Origin of the sequence: Micromonospora sp. NPDC047793, from assembly GCF_040642635.1 — a bacterium.
Classification (GTDB): domain Bacteria; phylum Actinomycetota; class Actinomycetes; order Mycobacteriales; family Micromonosporaceae; genus Micromonospora.
Window position 1 is genome coordinate 488735 of the sequence record NZ_JBEYSG010000002.1, and the last position, 14253, is coordinate 502987.

General features: G+C 71.9%; 19 protein-coding genes. 10 read left to right on the plus strand and 9 right to left on the minus strand.

Annotated features, from left to right (window positions below):
• The first annotated feature begins 17 nt into the window (after positions 1-17).
• Positions 18-887, plus strand: coding sequence for a PhzF family phenazine biosynthesis protein (locus tag ABZ738_RS06570; protein WP_357211550.1), 870 nt, complete (start codon positions 18-20; stop codon positions 885-887).
• A 55-nt stretch (positions 888-942) separates the two neighbouring features.
• Positions 943-1449: a hypothetical protein gene (locus ABZ738_RS06575; protein WP_357211552.1), complete on the plus strand. Its 507-nt coding sequence runs from the start codon at positions 943-945 to the stop codon at positions 1447-1449.
• A 17-nt stretch (positions 1450-1466) separates the two neighbouring features.
• On the opposite strand, the gene ABZ738_RS06580 is transcribed toward ABZ738_RS06575, so the two are convergent.
• Positions 1467-2210 carry an HAD family hydrolase gene (locus tag ABZ738_RS06580; RefSeq protein ID WP_357211555.1) on the minus strand — a complete coding sequence of 248 codons (744 nt, stop codon included), beginning with the start codon at positions 2208-2210 and terminating at the stop codon, positions 1467-1469.
• Between the two features lie 107 nt (positions 2211-2317).
• On the opposite strand from ABZ738_RS06580, the gene ABZ738_RS06585 reads away from it, so the two are divergent.
• Positions 2318-3238, plus strand: a complete 921-nt coding sequence (locus ABZ738_RS06585; protein ID WP_176092478.1) for a DMT family transporter — start codon at positions 2318-2320, stop codon at positions 3236-3238.
• Here ABZ738_RS06585 and ABZ738_RS06590 read toward each other — a convergent pair.
• A complete protein-coding gene (locus ABZ738_RS06590; protein WP_201272402.1) occupies positions 3235-4080 on the minus strand; it encodes an SDR family NAD(P)-dependent oxidoreductase in 846 nt (281 codons plus the stop codon). The two genes, ABZ738_RS06585 and ABZ738_RS06590, sit on opposite strands and share 4 nt — an antisense overlap.
• A 112-nt stretch (positions 4081-4192) precedes the next feature.
• The gene (locus tag ABZ738_RS06595; protein ID WP_357211560.1) at positions 4193-4705 is read right to left on the minus strand and encodes a DUF4190 domain-containing protein; all 513 of its coding nucleotides are present in this window, start codon (positions 4703-4705) and stop codon (positions 4193-4195) included.
• Positions 4706-4823: 118 nt separating this feature from the next.
• Between ABZ738_RS06595 and ABZ738_RS06600 the strand changes: the two genes are divergently transcribed.
• Positions 4824-5729, plus strand: a complete 906-nt coding sequence (locus ABZ738_RS06600) for an SDR family NAD(P)-dependent oxidoreductase (RefSeq protein ID WP_131053961.1) — start codon at positions 4824-4826, stop codon at positions 5727-5729.
• A 6-nt stretch (positions 5730-5735) separates the two neighbouring features.
• On the opposite strand, the gene ABZ738_RS06605 is transcribed toward ABZ738_RS06600, so the two are convergent.
• The 3 genes from ABZ738_RS06605 to ABZ738_RS06615 form a co-directional block, all read right to left on the minus strand.
• Positions 5736-6284: a DUF4190 domain-containing protein gene (locus ABZ738_RS06605; protein ID WP_357211564.1), complete on the minus strand. Its 549-nt coding sequence runs from the start codon at positions 6282-6284 to the stop codon at positions 5736-5738.
• 412 nt (positions 6285-6696) lie between these two features.
• Positions 6697-7104, minus strand: a complete 408-nt coding sequence (locus ABZ738_RS06610) for a CoA-binding protein (RefSeq protein ID WP_176092482.1) — start codon at positions 7102-7104, stop codon at positions 6697-6699.
• A gap of 31 nt (positions 7105-7135) precedes the next feature.
• Positions 7136-8179, minus strand: a complete 1044-nt coding sequence (locus ABZ738_RS06615) for an Rv2578c family radical SAM protein (protein ID WP_357211567.1) — start codon at positions 8177-8179, stop codon at positions 7136-7138.
• Between the two features lie 92 nt (positions 8180-8271).
• Between ABZ738_RS06615 and ABZ738_RS06620 the strand changes: the two genes are divergently transcribed.
• The gene (locus tag ABZ738_RS06620) at positions 8272-8676 is read left to right on the plus strand and encodes a DUF393 domain-containing protein (protein ID WP_176092484.1); all 405 of its coding nucleotides are present in this window, start codon (positions 8272-8274) and stop codon (positions 8674-8676) included.
• Here ABZ738_RS06620 and ABZ738_RS06625 read toward each other — a convergent pair.
• The 3 genes from ABZ738_RS06625 to trxA all read right to left on the minus strand — a co-directional run bounded on the left by ABZ738_RS06625 (position 8655) and on the right by trxA (position 10535).
• Positions 8655-9587 (minus strand): HTTM domain-containing protein, encoded by a 933-nt coding sequence (locus ABZ738_RS06625; protein WP_357211570.1) that lies wholly within the window; start codon positions 9585-9587, stop codon positions 8655-8657. The genes ABZ738_RS06620 and ABZ738_RS06625 overlap by 22 nt on opposite strands.
• The gene (locus ABZ738_RS06630; RefSeq protein ID WP_131052626.1) at positions 9584-10024 is read right to left on the minus strand and encodes a hypothetical protein; all 441 of its coding nucleotides are present in this window, start codon (positions 10022-10024) and stop codon (positions 9584-9586) included. Before ABZ738_RS06630 ends, ABZ738_RS06625 begins: the two co-directional genes overlap by 4 nt.
• Before the next feature lie 148 nt (positions 10025-10172).
• The gene (gene trxA / locus ABZ738_RS06635) at positions 10173-10535 is read right to left on the minus strand and encodes a thioredoxin (RefSeq protein WP_131052627.1); all 363 of its coding nucleotides are present in this window, start codon (positions 10533-10535) and stop codon (positions 10173-10175) included.
• A gap of 541 nt (positions 10536-11076) precedes the next feature.
• On the opposite strand from trxA, the gene ABZ738_RS06640 reads away from it, so the two are divergent.
• The 5 genes from ABZ738_RS06640 (at position 11077) to ABZ738_RS06660 (ending at position 14169) form a co-directional block, all read left to right on the plus strand.
• Entirely contained in the window at positions 11077-11553 is a 477-nt protein-coding gene (locus tag ABZ738_RS06640; RefSeq protein ID WP_357211574.1) for a hypothetical protein, read from the plus strand.
• Positions 11554-11623: 70 nt separating this feature from the next.
• The gene (locus ABZ738_RS06645) at positions 11624-12247 is read left to right on the plus strand and encodes an RNA methyltransferase (protein ID WP_357211577.1); all 624 of its coding nucleotides are present in this window, start codon (positions 11624-11626) and stop codon (positions 12245-12247) included.
• Between the two features lie 82 nt (positions 12248-12329).
• Positions 12330-13013: a TFIIB-type zinc ribbon-containing protein gene (locus tag ABZ738_RS06650; protein ID WP_357211784.1), complete on the plus strand. Its 684-nt coding sequence runs from the start codon at positions 12330-12332 to the stop codon at positions 13011-13013.
• Between the two features lie 115 nt (positions 13014-13128).
• Positions 13129-13287, plus strand: a complete 159-nt coding sequence (locus ABZ738_RS06655; RefSeq protein WP_007455302.1) for a hypothetical protein — start codon at positions 13129-13131, stop codon at positions 13285-13287.
• Between the two features lie 6 nt (positions 13288-13293).
• Positions 13294-14169 (plus strand): PH domain-containing protein, encoded by an 876-nt coding sequence (locus ABZ738_RS06660; RefSeq protein ID WP_131052630.1) that lies wholly within the window; start codon positions 13294-13296, stop codon positions 14167-14169.
• Positions 14170-14253 lie beyond the last annotated feature (84 nt).

Consider the following 14253-nt stretch of genomic DNA (forward strand, 5'->3'; position numbering starts at 1 on the left):
GCCTAGTCTTTACCAACATGTCGACCTTGGCTTACGAGATCGTGGACGTCTTCACCGACCGTCCGTACGCGGGGAACCCGCTCGCGGTGGTCTTCGGGGCCGACGGGTTGGCCACCGAACAGATGCAGTCGCTGGCCCGGGAGTTCAACCTCTCCGAGACGGTCTTCGTGCTGCCCGCGACCCAGGTCGGCGCCACCTACCGGGCACGGATCTTCACCCCGACCGAGGAGTTGCCGTTCGCCGGCCACCCCAGCGTGGGAGCGGCGGTGACCGCCAGCCGGCGGGGCCTGTTCGGAACGGGTCAGGTCAGCCAGGAGTGCGGTGCCGGGGTGCTCCCGATCGAGGTGACCGACAGTGGCGCCACGCTGACCGGCGGCACCCCCACCCTCGGGCCCGAGTTCGACCCGGAGCCGCTGCTGGAGGTGGCCGGACTGGCGGCCGGCGACCACTTCGGCCCGGCACCCCGGGTCGCCGGCTGCGGGCTGGAGTTCCCGTTCCTGCCGGTGCGCCCCGACGCGCTGGCGAGGGCCGAGGTCAATCCGGTGGCGGCCCGGCGGTACGGAATCGAACACGTGAGCGTCTTCTCCTGGAACGCCGACGCGCAAACCGCACAGGCCCGCGTCTTCGTCCCCGGCCTCGGCGTACCCGAGGACCCGGCGACCGGGTCGGCCGCTCTCGGCCTGGGCGTGTGGCTGGTCGCCAGTGGCCTGCTGCCCGGCGAGGGCCGTTCCACGTACACCGTCCGACAGGGCGTCGAGATGGGCCGCCCGTCGACGCTGAGCTGCACGGTGACCGCCGCCGGTGGCACGGCGCTGGGCGCCAGCGTGGCCGGTCACGTCATGCCGGTGGCCCGGGGCGAGATCCTGGTGCCGCCGTTCGTCGGCTGACCGACCGGGCACTTGTACGGGAGGATGTGGGGCACACGTACGGGAGGATGTGGTGGTGACCGACGAGCGTGACAGCACCCCCCTGGTCGACGAGGCGATGAAGAAGGCCTCGGTGGCCTGGGTCGCGGTGGCGGGTGGACCGTCGCTCGCCCTGTGGTGCGTCCCCCTGGAGAGCGCCCTGTTCGTGGTCAGCGGGCCGGGGGAGCAGTCCGCCCCCGGGTTGGCCGAGGTCGACGAGGCCCGGGTGACGCTCCGGGGCGACCACGGCGGCGCGATCGTCACCTGGCCGGCCCGGGTGACCCGGGTGCGGCCCGGCACCGACGAGTGGGACACCCTGGCTCCGCTGGTCGGAGCGAAGCGGCTGAACGCCACGGGCACCACCGCCGACCTGGTCGCCCGCTGGGCCGCCGACGACTGCGCCCTGGTCCGGCTCTCGCCCGGCGGTACGCCCGTCCACGGTGCCGACCTGCCCGCCGACTCGCTCGCCGAGCCGCCCCGACCCACGCCGGCCGTCCGCGCCGTCCGCAAGCCGTTCCGGCTGCACCGCGTCCGGCGACGCTGACCGCAGCGCCGCCCCGGCTACGGCACCGTCACCGCTGCGGCCCGCCCGGCTGGTAGCCGCTGCCGCCGGTCGACCTCCGTCGACTCGACCAACTCGACGACCTCACCGAGGGCGCCCAACGCCCGACCGGTCCACTCGGTGTCGACGTTGAAGACCAGATGATCGACCAGGTCCGGGGCGGCCAACCGGGCCGCGCTCAGCCCGGCCCGCCGCGCGCCCGTCAGCTCCTGGCTGCCGCCGTCGCCCACGTACAGGCAGTCCTCCGGACGCAGGCCCAGCCGCGCGCACGCCGCCAGGTACAGCGCCGCGTCCGGCTTGCAGCGCCCCACCTGCACCGAGTAGATCCGCACGTCCAGCAGCGGCGCGACGGCCAACTCCGGCAGGAGCACCGGCAGTTCGTGCGTACAGTCGCTGATCACACCGGTCCGGATGCCCCGGTCCCGCAGCGCCCGCAACGTCGGGACGGCCTCGTCCCGCAACCGGGTGTCGCCCCGTACGGCGTCCAACCGGGCCGTGGCCGCCGCCCGCAGCGCGTCCTCGGTCGGCCGTACGCCGGCCTGCTCGCACAGCCAGCGCAGGGTCGCCTCGGCACTGCCGAAGCGCCCGGCGGCGCGCTCGTAGAACGTGCGGTCGAGCAGCTCGACGAAGATGTCCGGCGGACAACCGAGCAACTGGGCGGTGACGCGGTGACCGGGACCGCGCTGGACCGGGCGGGTCAGCGTGCCGAAGAAGTCGAAAAGCACCGCCTGGAACCTGGGCATGGGGGAGCGCCTCCGGACGGGGTGAGGGGGGTCCCGACGGGCTGCGCATGATCGTAACGGACCGCTGACGGAAAGTGGTCATCGCGGTCGTGTGAGGATTGCGTCTCGTGCCACCCGAACCACACCGTCCCCCGGTCGACCTGCTGACCACCGGCGCACTCGCCGTCGCCGTGGTGGCGGTCTCCTCGTCCGCTCCGCTGATCGCGTTCGCCGCCGCGCCCGCACTCGCCATCGCCTTCTGGCGCAACGTGCTCTCGGTCGCCGTGCTGAGCCCGTACGCGCTCACCCGCCGACGGGCCGAGTTCCGCTCCCTGCTGACCGGCGCGAACCGGCGTCAGGGCGTCTTCTGCGTACTCTCCGGGGTCGCTCTGGCCGCGCACTTCGCCACCTGGATGCCGAGCGCGAAACTCACCACGGTCGCCGCCGCGACCGCCCTGGTCGCCACCCAACCGGTCTGGCAGGGGCTGATCGCCCGCCTCCAGGGCCGCCGACTGCCGCTGGGCGTCTGGGCCGGCATCGGAGTGGCGGTGCTCGGCGCGGTCCTCGCCACCGGCGCCGACTTCACCGTCTCCGGCACCGCCTTCGCCGGCGACCTGCTCGCCCTCGCCGGTGGCCTGTTCGGAGCGGTCTACACCGCGCTCGGCGAGCGTGCCCGGGTCACCGTCAGCACCGCCACCTACACCACCATCTGCTACGCGGTGTGCGGACTCGTCCTGTTGGTGATCTGCCTGGTCGGCCGCGTGCCGTTGGGCGGCTTCGACACCGGCACCTGGCTGGCCGTGATCGCGCTTGTCGCCGGGGCCCAACTGCTCGGCCACTCGATGTTCAGCTACGCGCTGCGGCGGATCCCGGCCACCACGGTCAGCGTGCTGATCCTGCTGGAGGCACCCGGCGCCGCCCTCATCGGCTGGGCCTGGCTGGGGCAGTTGCCCGCCGCGTCGAGCGTGCCCGGCCTGCTGCTGCTGTTGGTCGGTGTCGCCGTGGTGGTGCTGGCCAGCGCCCGGTCCGCCCGCCGGGTCACCCGCTAGGAAGGGAGGCCGACCGCCGCCGCGCTGGCCGCCCAGAGCCGGGCCGCGAGCTGCGGATCGGACGCCTTGCGCAGCGGACGACGCGGTCGGCAGTCGAAGTAGTAACCGCCGCCGACCAGGCGGGCCCGATCCTGGTTGGCCAGCCACACCAGCGTCTGCGCCCCCTTCACCGGGCCGCGCAGCGGCAACAACCGCATCCCCAGGGCCACCAACCGGCTGTCGCTGCCGAACCGGGTCCGCACCACGCCGGGATGGAAGCAGTACGAGTCGACGGCCGGCCACCGCCGGGCCGCCTCGGCCGTGAACAGGATGTTGGCCTGCTTGCTGGTCCCGTACGCGCCCATCGGGCGGTACCGCCGCAGCGGCCGGTTCAGGTCGTCCGGATCCAACGAACCACTACGGTGTGCGCCCGAGGCGGTCACCACCATCCGCCCGACCCGGTCGGCCAACAGGTTGCTGAGCAGGAACGGTGCCAGATGGTTGGCCTGGATGGACAGCTCGAAACCGTCGACCGTGGTGATCGGCTGGAGCACGATCGCACCCGCGTTGTTGGCCAACACGTCGATCCGGTCGTACGCGGCCCGCACCTGCTCGGCCAACCGGCGTACGTCGTCCAGGGCCGCGAAGTCGGCGCGGAACGTCTCGGGACGCTCGCCGGACGCCTCGCGTACCTCGTCGGCGGCCGCCCGCAGTCGGGCCGGGTCCCGCCCGACGAGCACGAGCCGGTCACCCCGGCGCGCCAGGTCGATCGCCGCCGCCAGCCCGATGCCGGAACTCGCTCCGGTCACCAGCACGAGTCGACGGCCGGTGACGTCATCCGCAGGTCCATCCACCCCGGTCACGGCACGAGATTACCGTGATCGCCGGTCCCGCCGAACCTCGACTTTCCCACCGACGTGACGACCGCCGGACCGGCCGCCCGCCCCGAATCCCGGCCGGGGCGGGCCCACCTGTTCAGACGGTGGTCACGGCGGTGGCCCAGATGACGAAGATCGCCACGTAGACGAGTACCACCAGCGCGAAGAAGGCGGTGATGATCCAACCGACGATGATGGCCGCCTTCGCCATCCCCTCGCCCTCCTCGCCGGTCTCCCGGATCTGGCGGATGGCGACATGCCCCATGATCGCGCCGATCGGAGCGGTGATGCACGAGCCGATCCCGATCAACGAGAGGATCAGGCCCACCAGGGCCAGCGAGTTGGTGCTCCGCTGCGGGTAGCCGTAGCCGTAGCCGTATCCGGGTTGGACCGGCGGCGGGTAACCGGGCGGCGGGTACGGCGCGGGAGCCGGCGGAAAATCAGACTTCGCGGCGTACGAGTCGATCGGCGGGTAGGGATCGGCCGGCTGGTACGGGTCGTACCCGGCGGGCTGGGAGGGGACCGACAGGAGCGGATCGGCCGGCGGACTGGAAGGCTGACCGGCCGACGCGGGGTCGGGCCAGCCACCGGCCGGTGGGGGCTGTGTCATCGGGCTCACTTCCGTCGCGATGTGGTGGCAGCCAGGGTAGCCATCGCGGGGTAGGGCGCGACGCGCCCGGCAGCGGGTGCGCGTTGCCCGGCACGGCGGCAGCAGGCAGGATCGCGGCATGGGGATTGACGCGCGCGCGGCGGACCGTTCCGGCAGCAGACCGAGGCGGGACGTCAGCCGCCCGGGAGTGGCCCGCCGCCCCCGCCCGGTGACCACACCGAGCGCGGCGGAGGACGACGCCCCGGCATCGTTGCCCGAGCCGGTGACCATGCGACTGGACGGCAAGGTCGCCCTGGTGACGGGGGCAGGTAGCGCGGACGGGATCGGGTACGCCACCGCCCGCCGACTGACCGACCTCGGCGCCCGGGTGGCGATCGTCTCGACCACCCGCCGCATCCACGAGCGGGCCGGTGAACTCGGGGTCACCGGGTTCGTCGCCGACCTCACCGACGAGTCGGAGGTCGGCGCGCTGGCCGACGCCGTCGCCGAGCAGCTCGGCGACGTGGAGGTCCTGGTCAACAACGCCGGGCTGGCCAGCCGGGCGAGCCCGGAGGTGCTCCGGCCGGTCGCCCAGCTCAGCTACGAGGAGTGGCGTGCCGAGATCGACCGGAACCTGACCACCGCGTTCCTGTGCAGTCGGGCCTTCATCGGCGGGATGGCCGAACGCGGCTGGGGTCGCATCGTCAACCTGGCAGCCACCGCCGGGCCGGTCAACGCCCTGCCCACCGAGGCGGCGTACGCGGCGGCGAAGGCCGGGGTGGTGGGCCTGACCCGGGCTCTGGCCATGGAGATGATCGCCGACGGGGTGACCGTCAACGCGGTCGCGCCCGGCACCATCTACACCGCCGCTTCCACGATGGCCGAGATCAAGCAGGGCCTGGGGACTCCGGTGGGCCGCCCCGGCACCCCCGACGAGGTGGCCGCGGCGATCACCTTCCTCTGCTCACCGGCGGCGTCGTACATCACCGGGCAGATGCTGGTGGTCGACGGTGGCAACAGCGTGCGGGAGTCGCAGTTCCGCTGACCGTGGTCAGGTGTTCGTGCCGCTCGATCCGGCCCAGATGACCAGCGCCAACCAGCCGCAGCAGGCCACCAGGTAGAGGCCGGTGAAGATGTAGCTGAGCGCCAGCCCCCAGGTGGCGAGCTGATCGCCGTCCTCGCCGCTGGTGCGGAGCTGGCGCTTGGCCAGGTGACCGAGGGCGATGCCGGCCGGGGCGAAGACGAACGCGAAGACCAGCGACAGGATGGCGAGTACGTTCGTGCCGCCGCCTCCGCTACCCGGCTGGGGTGACGGCGGCCCGTACTGCCCGTACGGGCCCTGCGGCGCGTACGGCGGCTGCTGCCCCCACTGCTGCCCGTGCGGCGGCTGCCCCGGATGCTCGTACGACGGCTGTCCGTACGCAGGCTGCCCGTACTGCTCTCCCGAGGGCCGACCGTACGGGTCACCCTCGGGCAGGCCGTACTGATCACCGGTCGGGCCGTACCGGTCGCCGTACGGCTGTGCGTGCGGTGGCTGGTGACCGCCCGGCGGCGGCTCGTAGGGCGACGGCGGCTGATCCGGCTCCGGTGGCTGGCTCACGTTCGTCGACGTTACCCGCAGTGATGGACCCTGTCCCCACGGTTGTCAGGAAGGCCCCGCCCAGCTGCCCGACCCTCCTCGGCGGCGACTGTCGAGCTGAACCGTCTGCGCCGTCGTCGCCTCCGGCTGTCGGTGGCGTCCGTGTGCTCCGGGGCGACTGTCGAGCTGAACCGTCTGTGCCGTCGTTGCTCTCGGCCGACACGATGCGGGCAGCGTGATCTGTCTTCGCTCTCAGCTCGATAGGGCCCGTGCAGGTATGACACGCCGGTCGCCGGATCGCCACCCGGCTCCGCCGAGGGGCGCCCTGCCCGCATCGGACCCCTCGGGCGCATCTGACCGGCCGCATCGGCTGAGCTGCACCGGCGGCAGCAAGACCGCGCCGGTTCAGTCGCGCCGGCTCAGTCGCGCCGGTTCAGTCGCGCCGGGTCAGGCCGGCGGCGGCGCGCTCGACGATCAGGCAGCGGTCCTCGACGTAGTCGATGCCGGCCTGCTCCGCGATCTCCCGTGCCTGCGCGGAGACGATGCCGAGCTGCAACCAGACCGCCGGGGCACCGATCGCCACCGCCTGGCGGACCACCTCGACGGCGTCCTCCGCCGGGCGGAACACGTCGACCAGGTCGACCGGGTGCGGGATGTCGGCCAGGGAGCGGTAGACCGGTTCACCGAACAACTCGTCGGCGGTCGGATTGACCGGGACGATCCGCCACCCGTACCGCTGCATCTCGGCCGGTATGGCGTGCGCGGCCTTGCTCGGGTCGCGGGACGCGCCCACGACGGCGATCACGGCGGAGTCGGCGAGGATCTGCTGAGCGGTACGCACCAGCCGACTCTATCCGCGCGCCGGAGGGCCCTCAGAGCAGGCTGAGCTGTTCGGGGGCGGCCGGGGCGGGCATGGTCACCTGACGGTGCTCACCCGGACCCGGCCGGTACAGCCCGTGCCGCCGGGCGGCGATGCGCACCCGTGCGGTCAGCTCCCGTTGGTACGACTGCGGGGCGTACGCGCCGGCCCGGTACAGCTCCCGGTAGCGGGGCACCAGGGCGGGATACTCCCGGGCGAGCCAGTGCGCGTACCACTCGCGGGCGCCGGGACGCAGGTGCAGCGGGAGCGGCGTCACGCTGGCCGCACCGGCGGCGGCGATCGCGGCCACGGTGGCGTCGATCGACTCGTCGGAGTCGCTGAGGCCGGGCAGGACCGGCGCCATCAGCACGCCCACCGCGAAGCCGGCGTCGGCGAGCTGGCGAACGGCGTCGAGCCGTCGCCGAGGGCTCGGCGTGCCGGGCTCGACCGACCGCCACAGCCGCTCGTCGACGAAGCCCACCGAGAACGACACGCCGACCCGGGTGACCTCGGCCGCCTGCCGCAACAAGGGCAGGTCCCGCAGGATCAGCGTGCCCTTGGTGAGGATCGAGAACGGGTTCGCGAAGTCGCGCAGCGCCTCGATGATCGGCGGCATGAGGCGGTAGCGGCCCTCGGCCCGCTGGTAGCAGTCGACGTTGGTGCCCATCGCCAGGTGCGCGCCCCGCCAGCGCGGCGCCGCCACCTCCCGCCGGACCAGCTCCCCGGCGTTGACCTTGACGACCACCTGCCGGTCGAAGTCCGCCCCGGCGTCGAAGTCGAGATAGGTGTGGGTCTTCCGCGCGAAGCAATAGACGCAGGCATGGCTGCATCCCCGGTATGGATTGATCGTCCACTCGAACGGGACGCGGGAGGTGCCCGGGACCTTGTTCAGGATCGACTTGGCGCGTACCTCGTAGAAGGTCATGCCGGCGAAGTCGGGGGTGTCGAAGGTGCGCACGATCGCGTCGGGCAGCGCCAGCGGCAGGGGTGGCGTCGCTGGCGCTGCCCTTCCAGGATCTCCCTCGTCCGGGGGAGCGGCGAGGTTCTCCCAGCGCATGACCGCTATTCGAACACACGTACGACACCGCTGCAAGTGGCACGCCGGACACCGTGGTGTGCACGGGCCGGTGGCGGGGGAGGATGGCAGGTATGGAGAGGTCGACCTTCGTCTACGACGGGGACTGCGCGTTCTGCACCCGCTGCGCCGAGTTCATCGAGCGCCGGATTCCGACCGGCGCCACGGTGCTGCCCTGGCAGTTCGCCGACCTCGACCGGCTCGGGTTGACCGAGGCCGAGTGCGAGGAGGCGGTGCAGTGGGTCGGCGTCGACGGGCACCGGGCCGCCGGTCCGGACGCCATCGCCGCGCTGCTGGCCGGCAGCGGCCGACTCTGGCGGATCGCCGGGGCCGGGCTGCGGTTCCCGCCGGTACGTGCCGTCGCCTGGCCGGCGTACCGCTGGGTGGCCCGCAACCGGCACCGGATGCCGGGCGGTACGGCCGCCTGTTCGCTGCCGCAGGAGACGCGCGACCGCCTCTACGGTCCGTCGGCGGGCTGAGCGCCGGACGTCGTCGGCGACGTCTCGGCGCGCGGGGGCGGCGGTGCGCCGATCCCCACGTCCGGTGTGGCGCGGTCGCCCGAGGTCCGACGGGTCAGCAGTCGTCGGGCCAGGACCACCGGACGGACCTTCTCCAGCGGCAGGAAGCTGGTCATGGCGACCAGGTGCGGTGCGAACGAGATGGTGATGGTCGCGATGGTGACCAGGTGGAACGAGTAGAAGAAGCCGACTGTGGCGTGCCGCCACCGGGCCGGGATCACGAATATCGCCGGGCTGAGCAGCTCGAAGGCGAGGATGCCGAACTGGGCGACGAGCAGCAGGTGGGGCACCTGGGCGAGCAGGTCGGCGAGGTCGGTGCCCCGGCGGATGATCGCCTTGGCCAGCACCGAGCCGGTCGCCCAGTCCAGGCCGCCGAAGCGGAACTTGGCCAGGGCGGCGAGGAAGTAGGTGCAGATCACGGCGATCTGGGTGACCCGCAGGGCCCAGCCGCCGGCCTCGGTGGGCGTGGCGTCCCCGTGTCGGGCGCGGCCTGCGGTCGGTAGCACCGCGAGCGCGACGAGCAGGGCGAACCGGTCGTGGTCCACCTTCCCGTAGCTCATCGCGACGATCATCCACTGGAAGTAGAGGGCGAAGACCGTCCACCCGAGTAGCCGGGGCGCCCGTCCGCTGGCGGCGGCCAGGGCGAGCAGCAGCAGGGCCCAGAAGACGACGCCGACCAGCGCGGGCTCGGGTGTGGGCAGCGGCAGCAGGCGGCCGACGAACAGTGGTTGGTACATGTCGCCGGGCACGTCCACCTTGGCGCGTACCCACGGAGTGAAGACGACCAGGTCGGCGGCGACGAAGAGGTAGATCAGGGTGCGGAAGGCGGCGACCCGGCCGCGGGGCACCGCCTCGGTCAGCCAGCGGATCACGGGTTCACCTGCCAGCGCACGACCGTCTCGTCGGACCACAGTCCGGTGGGCCGGCGGTCGGTGATGTCGTGCCAGCGGATCACGATCCGGACCTCGGTCAGCCGGGGCGCGTCGGGCTGACGCCGCGCGTACGCCTCGGCGACCTCGCGCAGTCGACTCGGGTCGGCGACGAACTGGGCCTGCTGGCCCTCGATCTCGGCGCGGCGGATGCCGGTCGCCCGTTCGCCGAGGTCGACCACGCTGCCGGTCTGGTCCACGCCCTCCACCCGGGTGTCCGGGGCGTCGGCGTCGGCCGGGTCCGAGGTGGAGTACATCCGGAAGGGCCCGAACGGGAAGTGGTCGTCGTCGCCCCAGGCCGTCCCGGCGAGCAGGAGGGTCAGGCCGAGTGCGGTGGCCGCCACCCGGATCGCGCGGCCGTGGTTCGTCAACGCGTCCATCGGATGCCGAAGATACGGCACGGAAGCCCTGGTACGGCTCCCGTCGACCGGCCTGTGTCGCAAGTGTGACGGGCCGGGCCGGTGGTGGCGGGCACACGCACCGACGGCCGGGCCCCCGGTTGTCGGGCCCGGCCGTCGGTGGGGGAGGTCAGTGGTTGTGCTCGGCGAGCTTCTTGCGGACGTCGTCCATGTCGAGCGCCTGGACCTGCTCGATGAGGTTCTCCAGGGCCGACTCGGGCAGTGCGCCGGGCTGTGAGAAGACGATCACGCCGTCGCGGATGGCCATGATGGTCGGGATCGAACGGATGTCGAACTTGGCGGCGAGGCCCTGCTGCGCCTCGGTGTCCACCTTGCCGAAGGTGATCTCGGTGTGCTTGTCCGAGGAGCGCTCGTAGACCGGGGCGAACCGCTTGCACGGACCGCACCATTCGGCCCAGAAGTCGACCAGCACGATGCCGTCGCTCTCGGTCACCTGGTCGAAGTTAGCCGTGGTCAGCTCGACGGTTGCCATGTCTATCTCTCCGATCACGCGGAACGTCTACCCCTGGTGGAACCCGACCGTACCCCGACGCATTCCCGCCGGGGTGCCACCAAAACCCGGTCCTGGTCGCCTTGGGAGCCTTTGTCCACATCGATCGTCATCGGTCTTGTGGTGCGTCCGCAGATCGCAAATGCACGTCGCAATTGCGTGACCGGTTGTGATGGGAGCGGTTCCAAGGAGATCAGGCCCAGTAACTGCTACGACACGGTAACTTTGGCGTTGACGAGGACCGATTCGACCTGCGGAGATCGCTTCTGGGCGGATGTTTGGTCACGTTGGGTAATGTAACGAAAAGATAAATGTGACCTCGGTCTCTGTGCAGTCGAAGGGTCGTACGGCAGAATCTTGAAGCATCAGAGCGTGGGCGGCGGGTGCCGGGGAGGGCCCCGCCGCTCATTGCGTCCGGCCCCGGTTGTGACCGCTGAGTCCGACCGGTGTGGCCACCGCAGAACGGCCCTTCTTTCCGCCATCGGCCCGACCCGGCACATATGCTCGAGCCGGAGGTCCCGCCATGAGCGAGCGCAGTGCGCAGGTCACGATCGTCGCGGGCTATTCCGCCACCGAGTGGGAGCTGCTCACCGGGCTGCCCGGCCGCGTGATCGTGGTCGCCGCCCGGCCCGGCCCGGGACGCGCGTACTCGTCGGTGGCCGCCGGTCTCGCCGGACTGGACGCGGTCGCGGCCGGCCGGGTCTTCGACAGCGATCTCATCCGGGCGGTGGTGGCCACCGTCTACGCGCGCCACGACGGTGCGTCGGAGACCGGCGCGGAGCCTGACGATCCGGCGGACCTGCTCGCGGCGTGCCGGACGGCGGTGCGGGTGCTGGAGCGGCGGGCCGACCCGGCCGACTCGGCGGCGTACCGGCAGTGGGTCCAGTCGGTGGGTGCCCGGGTGTGCCGTACCGCGTCGGCGGTGGTGCCGGGCGCGGAGCTGGCTCCGGCCGACCGTCGTTTCCTCGACCGGCTCGGCGGCGCACTCGCCCTGCGCTGAACTCCGTTCCTCGGCCGGGCGTCAGGGGCGCGCCGAAACTGGCGCGGCGGCGCGCGTACCCTGCGTGGTCGTGACCGGTGAGCAGCTCGACGTCGGCGTGGGCCCGTGGCCCGGCCACCCGCCGGACGACCCCCGCTACGACCCGGAACTGCTTGCCGAGGGCGACCGGCGCAACGTGGTCGACCGGTACCGGTACTGGCGTCGCGAGGCGGTGGTCGCCGATCTGGACGAGCGGCGACACGACTTCCACGTGGCGATCGAGAACTGGCAGCACGACTTCAACATCGGCACGGTGGTCCGCAACGCGAACGCCTTCCTCGCCGCCGAGGTGCACATCGTCGGCCGCCGCCGGTGGAACCGGCGCGGGGCGATGGTGACCGACCGCTACCAGCACGTACGGCACCACGAGACGATCGAGCAGTTCGCCGACTGGGCGGCCGGGCAGGACCTGTCGCTGGTCGGGATCGACAACCTGCCGGGCTCGCGTCCGATGGAGACCACCACGCTGCCCCGGCGTTGCGTGCTGCTGTTCGGTCAGGAGGGTCCCGGCCTCTCCGATGCCGCGCGGGCTGCCTGCGACCAGCTCTTCTCCATCGCCCAGTACGGCTCGACCCGGTCGATCAACGCGGGCGTGGCCAGCGGGATCGCCATGCACGCCTGGATCCGCGCGCACGCTGGTCCGCCGCCGGGCTGACCTGCCGCCACGCCGGGGCAAAGGCGCCGCTCCGCTTGACGGCTCGCCCGGACGGGGCGACGGTGGAGTGGTGACTGTTGCGGTGAGTTGTCCCAGATGTGGGGGGTCCGTGCGGGCACCGGACCTGATGCACGCCGAGTCGCGCTGCCCGGACTGCGGGCCGGTGGCGCCGCTGCACGTACCCGAGAACATCGGTGCGGAGATCGTGGCCAGCGTGGTGGAGCGGATCCAGTCGGCGGCACGACCGGCGCAACCGCCGGTCCCGCTGTGGTGCCCGTGGCCGCTGCCTCCCGGCTGGACCACCACCGGCGTGGCGTGGGCCGGCGACGACCGGATCGGGGTACGTGCCACCGCCGTCGCCTGTGCCGGCCCGGCGCCGCTCGGCGGTGGACCGGCCGATCTGGTCTTCGTGGCCGAGGAGCCGGGCGTCGGGCTGGGCACGCGGTACGCGGGAGTTCCCGGCCCGGACGCCGGTCCCGAGTTGGCCGAGGCGTTGACCGAACCCGGTCCCGGGCATCCCGGTCATGTCGGGCGCGCGGGGATCCGGGTGGCCGGTCATCCCACTCCACTGTGGCTCGTGAGTTCCCTGACAGATCGAAGCGCGTACGCCGGCGAAGCTCGGGGAATGTGGCTGTATGCGATAGCCTGGCCGGCGAGTGCGGGGCATCTGCTCGCCGAGGACGTGCTCCTGCACGATCTGGTCGAGTGGACGCCGCCCGAACTCGTGTACGGCGCACCATCTCCGTACCTGCACGGGAAGGCCTGACGGCCCCCCGGAATGTCGGAGAACGGACGCAGATATTCACGGTACGACACCACGCTGATACTCTGGGTGCCGCTGAGGTAATCGGAACCCGGCGCCGTGCGAGAGGATGGCCCCCATGGTCAAGAAGGTCCTCACCTGGGCCGGTATCGCTTTCTTGATCTTCTTCGTAGCCTACCGGCCAAATTCTGCCGCAGACGTGTTCAAGTCTCTGGGCGGCGGGATCATGGACATCGCCCAGGGCTTCGGCGACTTCTTCACCAGCCTGGTCGCCTAGCCTCCGATGGGAAGCCCCTCCGGCCCACCCTTCGACCCCGACGACCCGGACCGGGCGCGCCGGGAACGCGACACCGAGCCGATACCCCGGATCGATCCTGACGACGGTCCGGGCTTCGGGTCCGGTGCGCGGCTCTCCGACGGGCCCGCCTTCTCCGACGACGCCGGCTACGGCGACGGCCCGGCCTACTCCGGGGAGACGCGCTCCGAGCGGGCCTGGGTACGCGATCCCGAGGGCGGCTACCAGCCCCCGCAGATCTCCGAGGAGGAACTGGCGGGGCTGCGCTCCGACGCCAGCGGCATGACACCCCGACGGGTGCTGCCGCTGGAGGACGAACCCAGCTCGCTGGTCGCCCGCTATCTCTTCCCGACCGAGCGTTACCGGGGCGAGTGGAAGCGGCACTGGATCCATCTCGTCACCCCGATCCTGATCGGGATCGCCGCCACCTTCGTGCTCGGCTACCTCTCCGGCTTCCTGGCCGGGCAGAACGTCGGCGCGCTCACCACGATCGCCGTACTCCTCTGGTTCGGTGTGATGGGCTGGGTGGCCTGGAAGGTCGCCGACTGGTGGTACGACAGGTTCATCCTGACCAACAAGCGGGTGATGGTCGTCAACGGCATCATCACCCGGCGGGTCGCGATGATGCCGCTGGTCCGGGTCACCGACATGAAGTACGAGCAGACGCCGGCCGGGCGGGCGCTCAACTACGGCACCTTCGTGCTGGAGTCGGCCGGTCAGGAGCAGGCGCTGCGCGAGGTCAAGAACCTGCCCAACCCCAACGAGCTCTACCTGCGTGTGGTCGAGGAGATGTACGAGCCGCAGGCAGTCGAGGCGCGGTTGGGCAAGGAGCAGGACGAGGCCAAGGCCGACGACGGCGCCTGAAACTTTCCGACCGAACATCGGAGCCACTGCGCACCTTTCGCCCTCGACCCGCGACCCCGGGCCGTGGCAGGCTGCCGAGCAGGA

Coding starts and splice junctions, on each gene's coding strand:
- ABZ738_RS06570 (WP_357211550.1), top strand. CDS start 18: ATGTCGACCTTGGCTTACGAGATCGTGGACGTCTTCACCGACCGTCCG.
- ABZ738_RS06580 (WP_357211555.1), bottom strand. CDS start 2,210: ATGCCCAGGTTCCAGGCGGTGCTTTTCGACTTCTTCGGCACGCTGACC.
- ABZ738_RS06595 (WP_357211560.1), bottom strand. CDS start 4,705: ATGACACAGCCCCCACCGGCCGGTGGCTGGCCCGACCCCGCGTCGGCC.
- ABZ738_RS06600 (WP_131053961.1), top strand. CDS start 4,824: ATGGGGATTGACGCGCGCGCGGCGGACCGTTCCGGCAGCAGACCGAGG.
- ABZ738_RS06615 (WP_357211567.1), bottom strand. CDS start 8,179: ATGCGCTGGGAGAACCTCGCCGCTCCCCCGGACGAGGGAGATCCTGGA.
- ABZ738_RS06620 (WP_176092484.1), top strand. CDS start 8,272: ATGGAGAGGTCGACCTTCGTCTACGACGGGGACTGCGCGTTCTGCACC.
- ABZ738_RS06630 (WP_131052626.1), bottom strand. CDS start 10,024: ATGGACGCGTTGACGAACCACGGCCGCGCGATCCGGGTGGCGGCCACC.
- trxA (WP_131052627.1), bottom strand. CDS start 10,535: ATGGCAACCGTCGAGCTGACCACGGCTAACTTCGACCAGGTGACCGAG.
- ABZ738_RS06640 (WP_357211574.1), top strand. CDS start 11,077: ATGAGCGAGCGCAGTGCGCAGGTCACGATCGTCGCGGGCTATTCCGCC.
- ABZ738_RS06655 (WP_007455302.1), top strand. CDS start 13,129: ATGGTCAAGAAGGTCCTCACCTGGGCCGGTATCGCTTTCTTGATCTTC.
- ABZ738_RS06660 (WP_131052630.1), top strand. CDS start 13,294: ATGGGAAGCCCCTCCGGCCCACCCTTCGACCCCGACGACCCGGACCGG.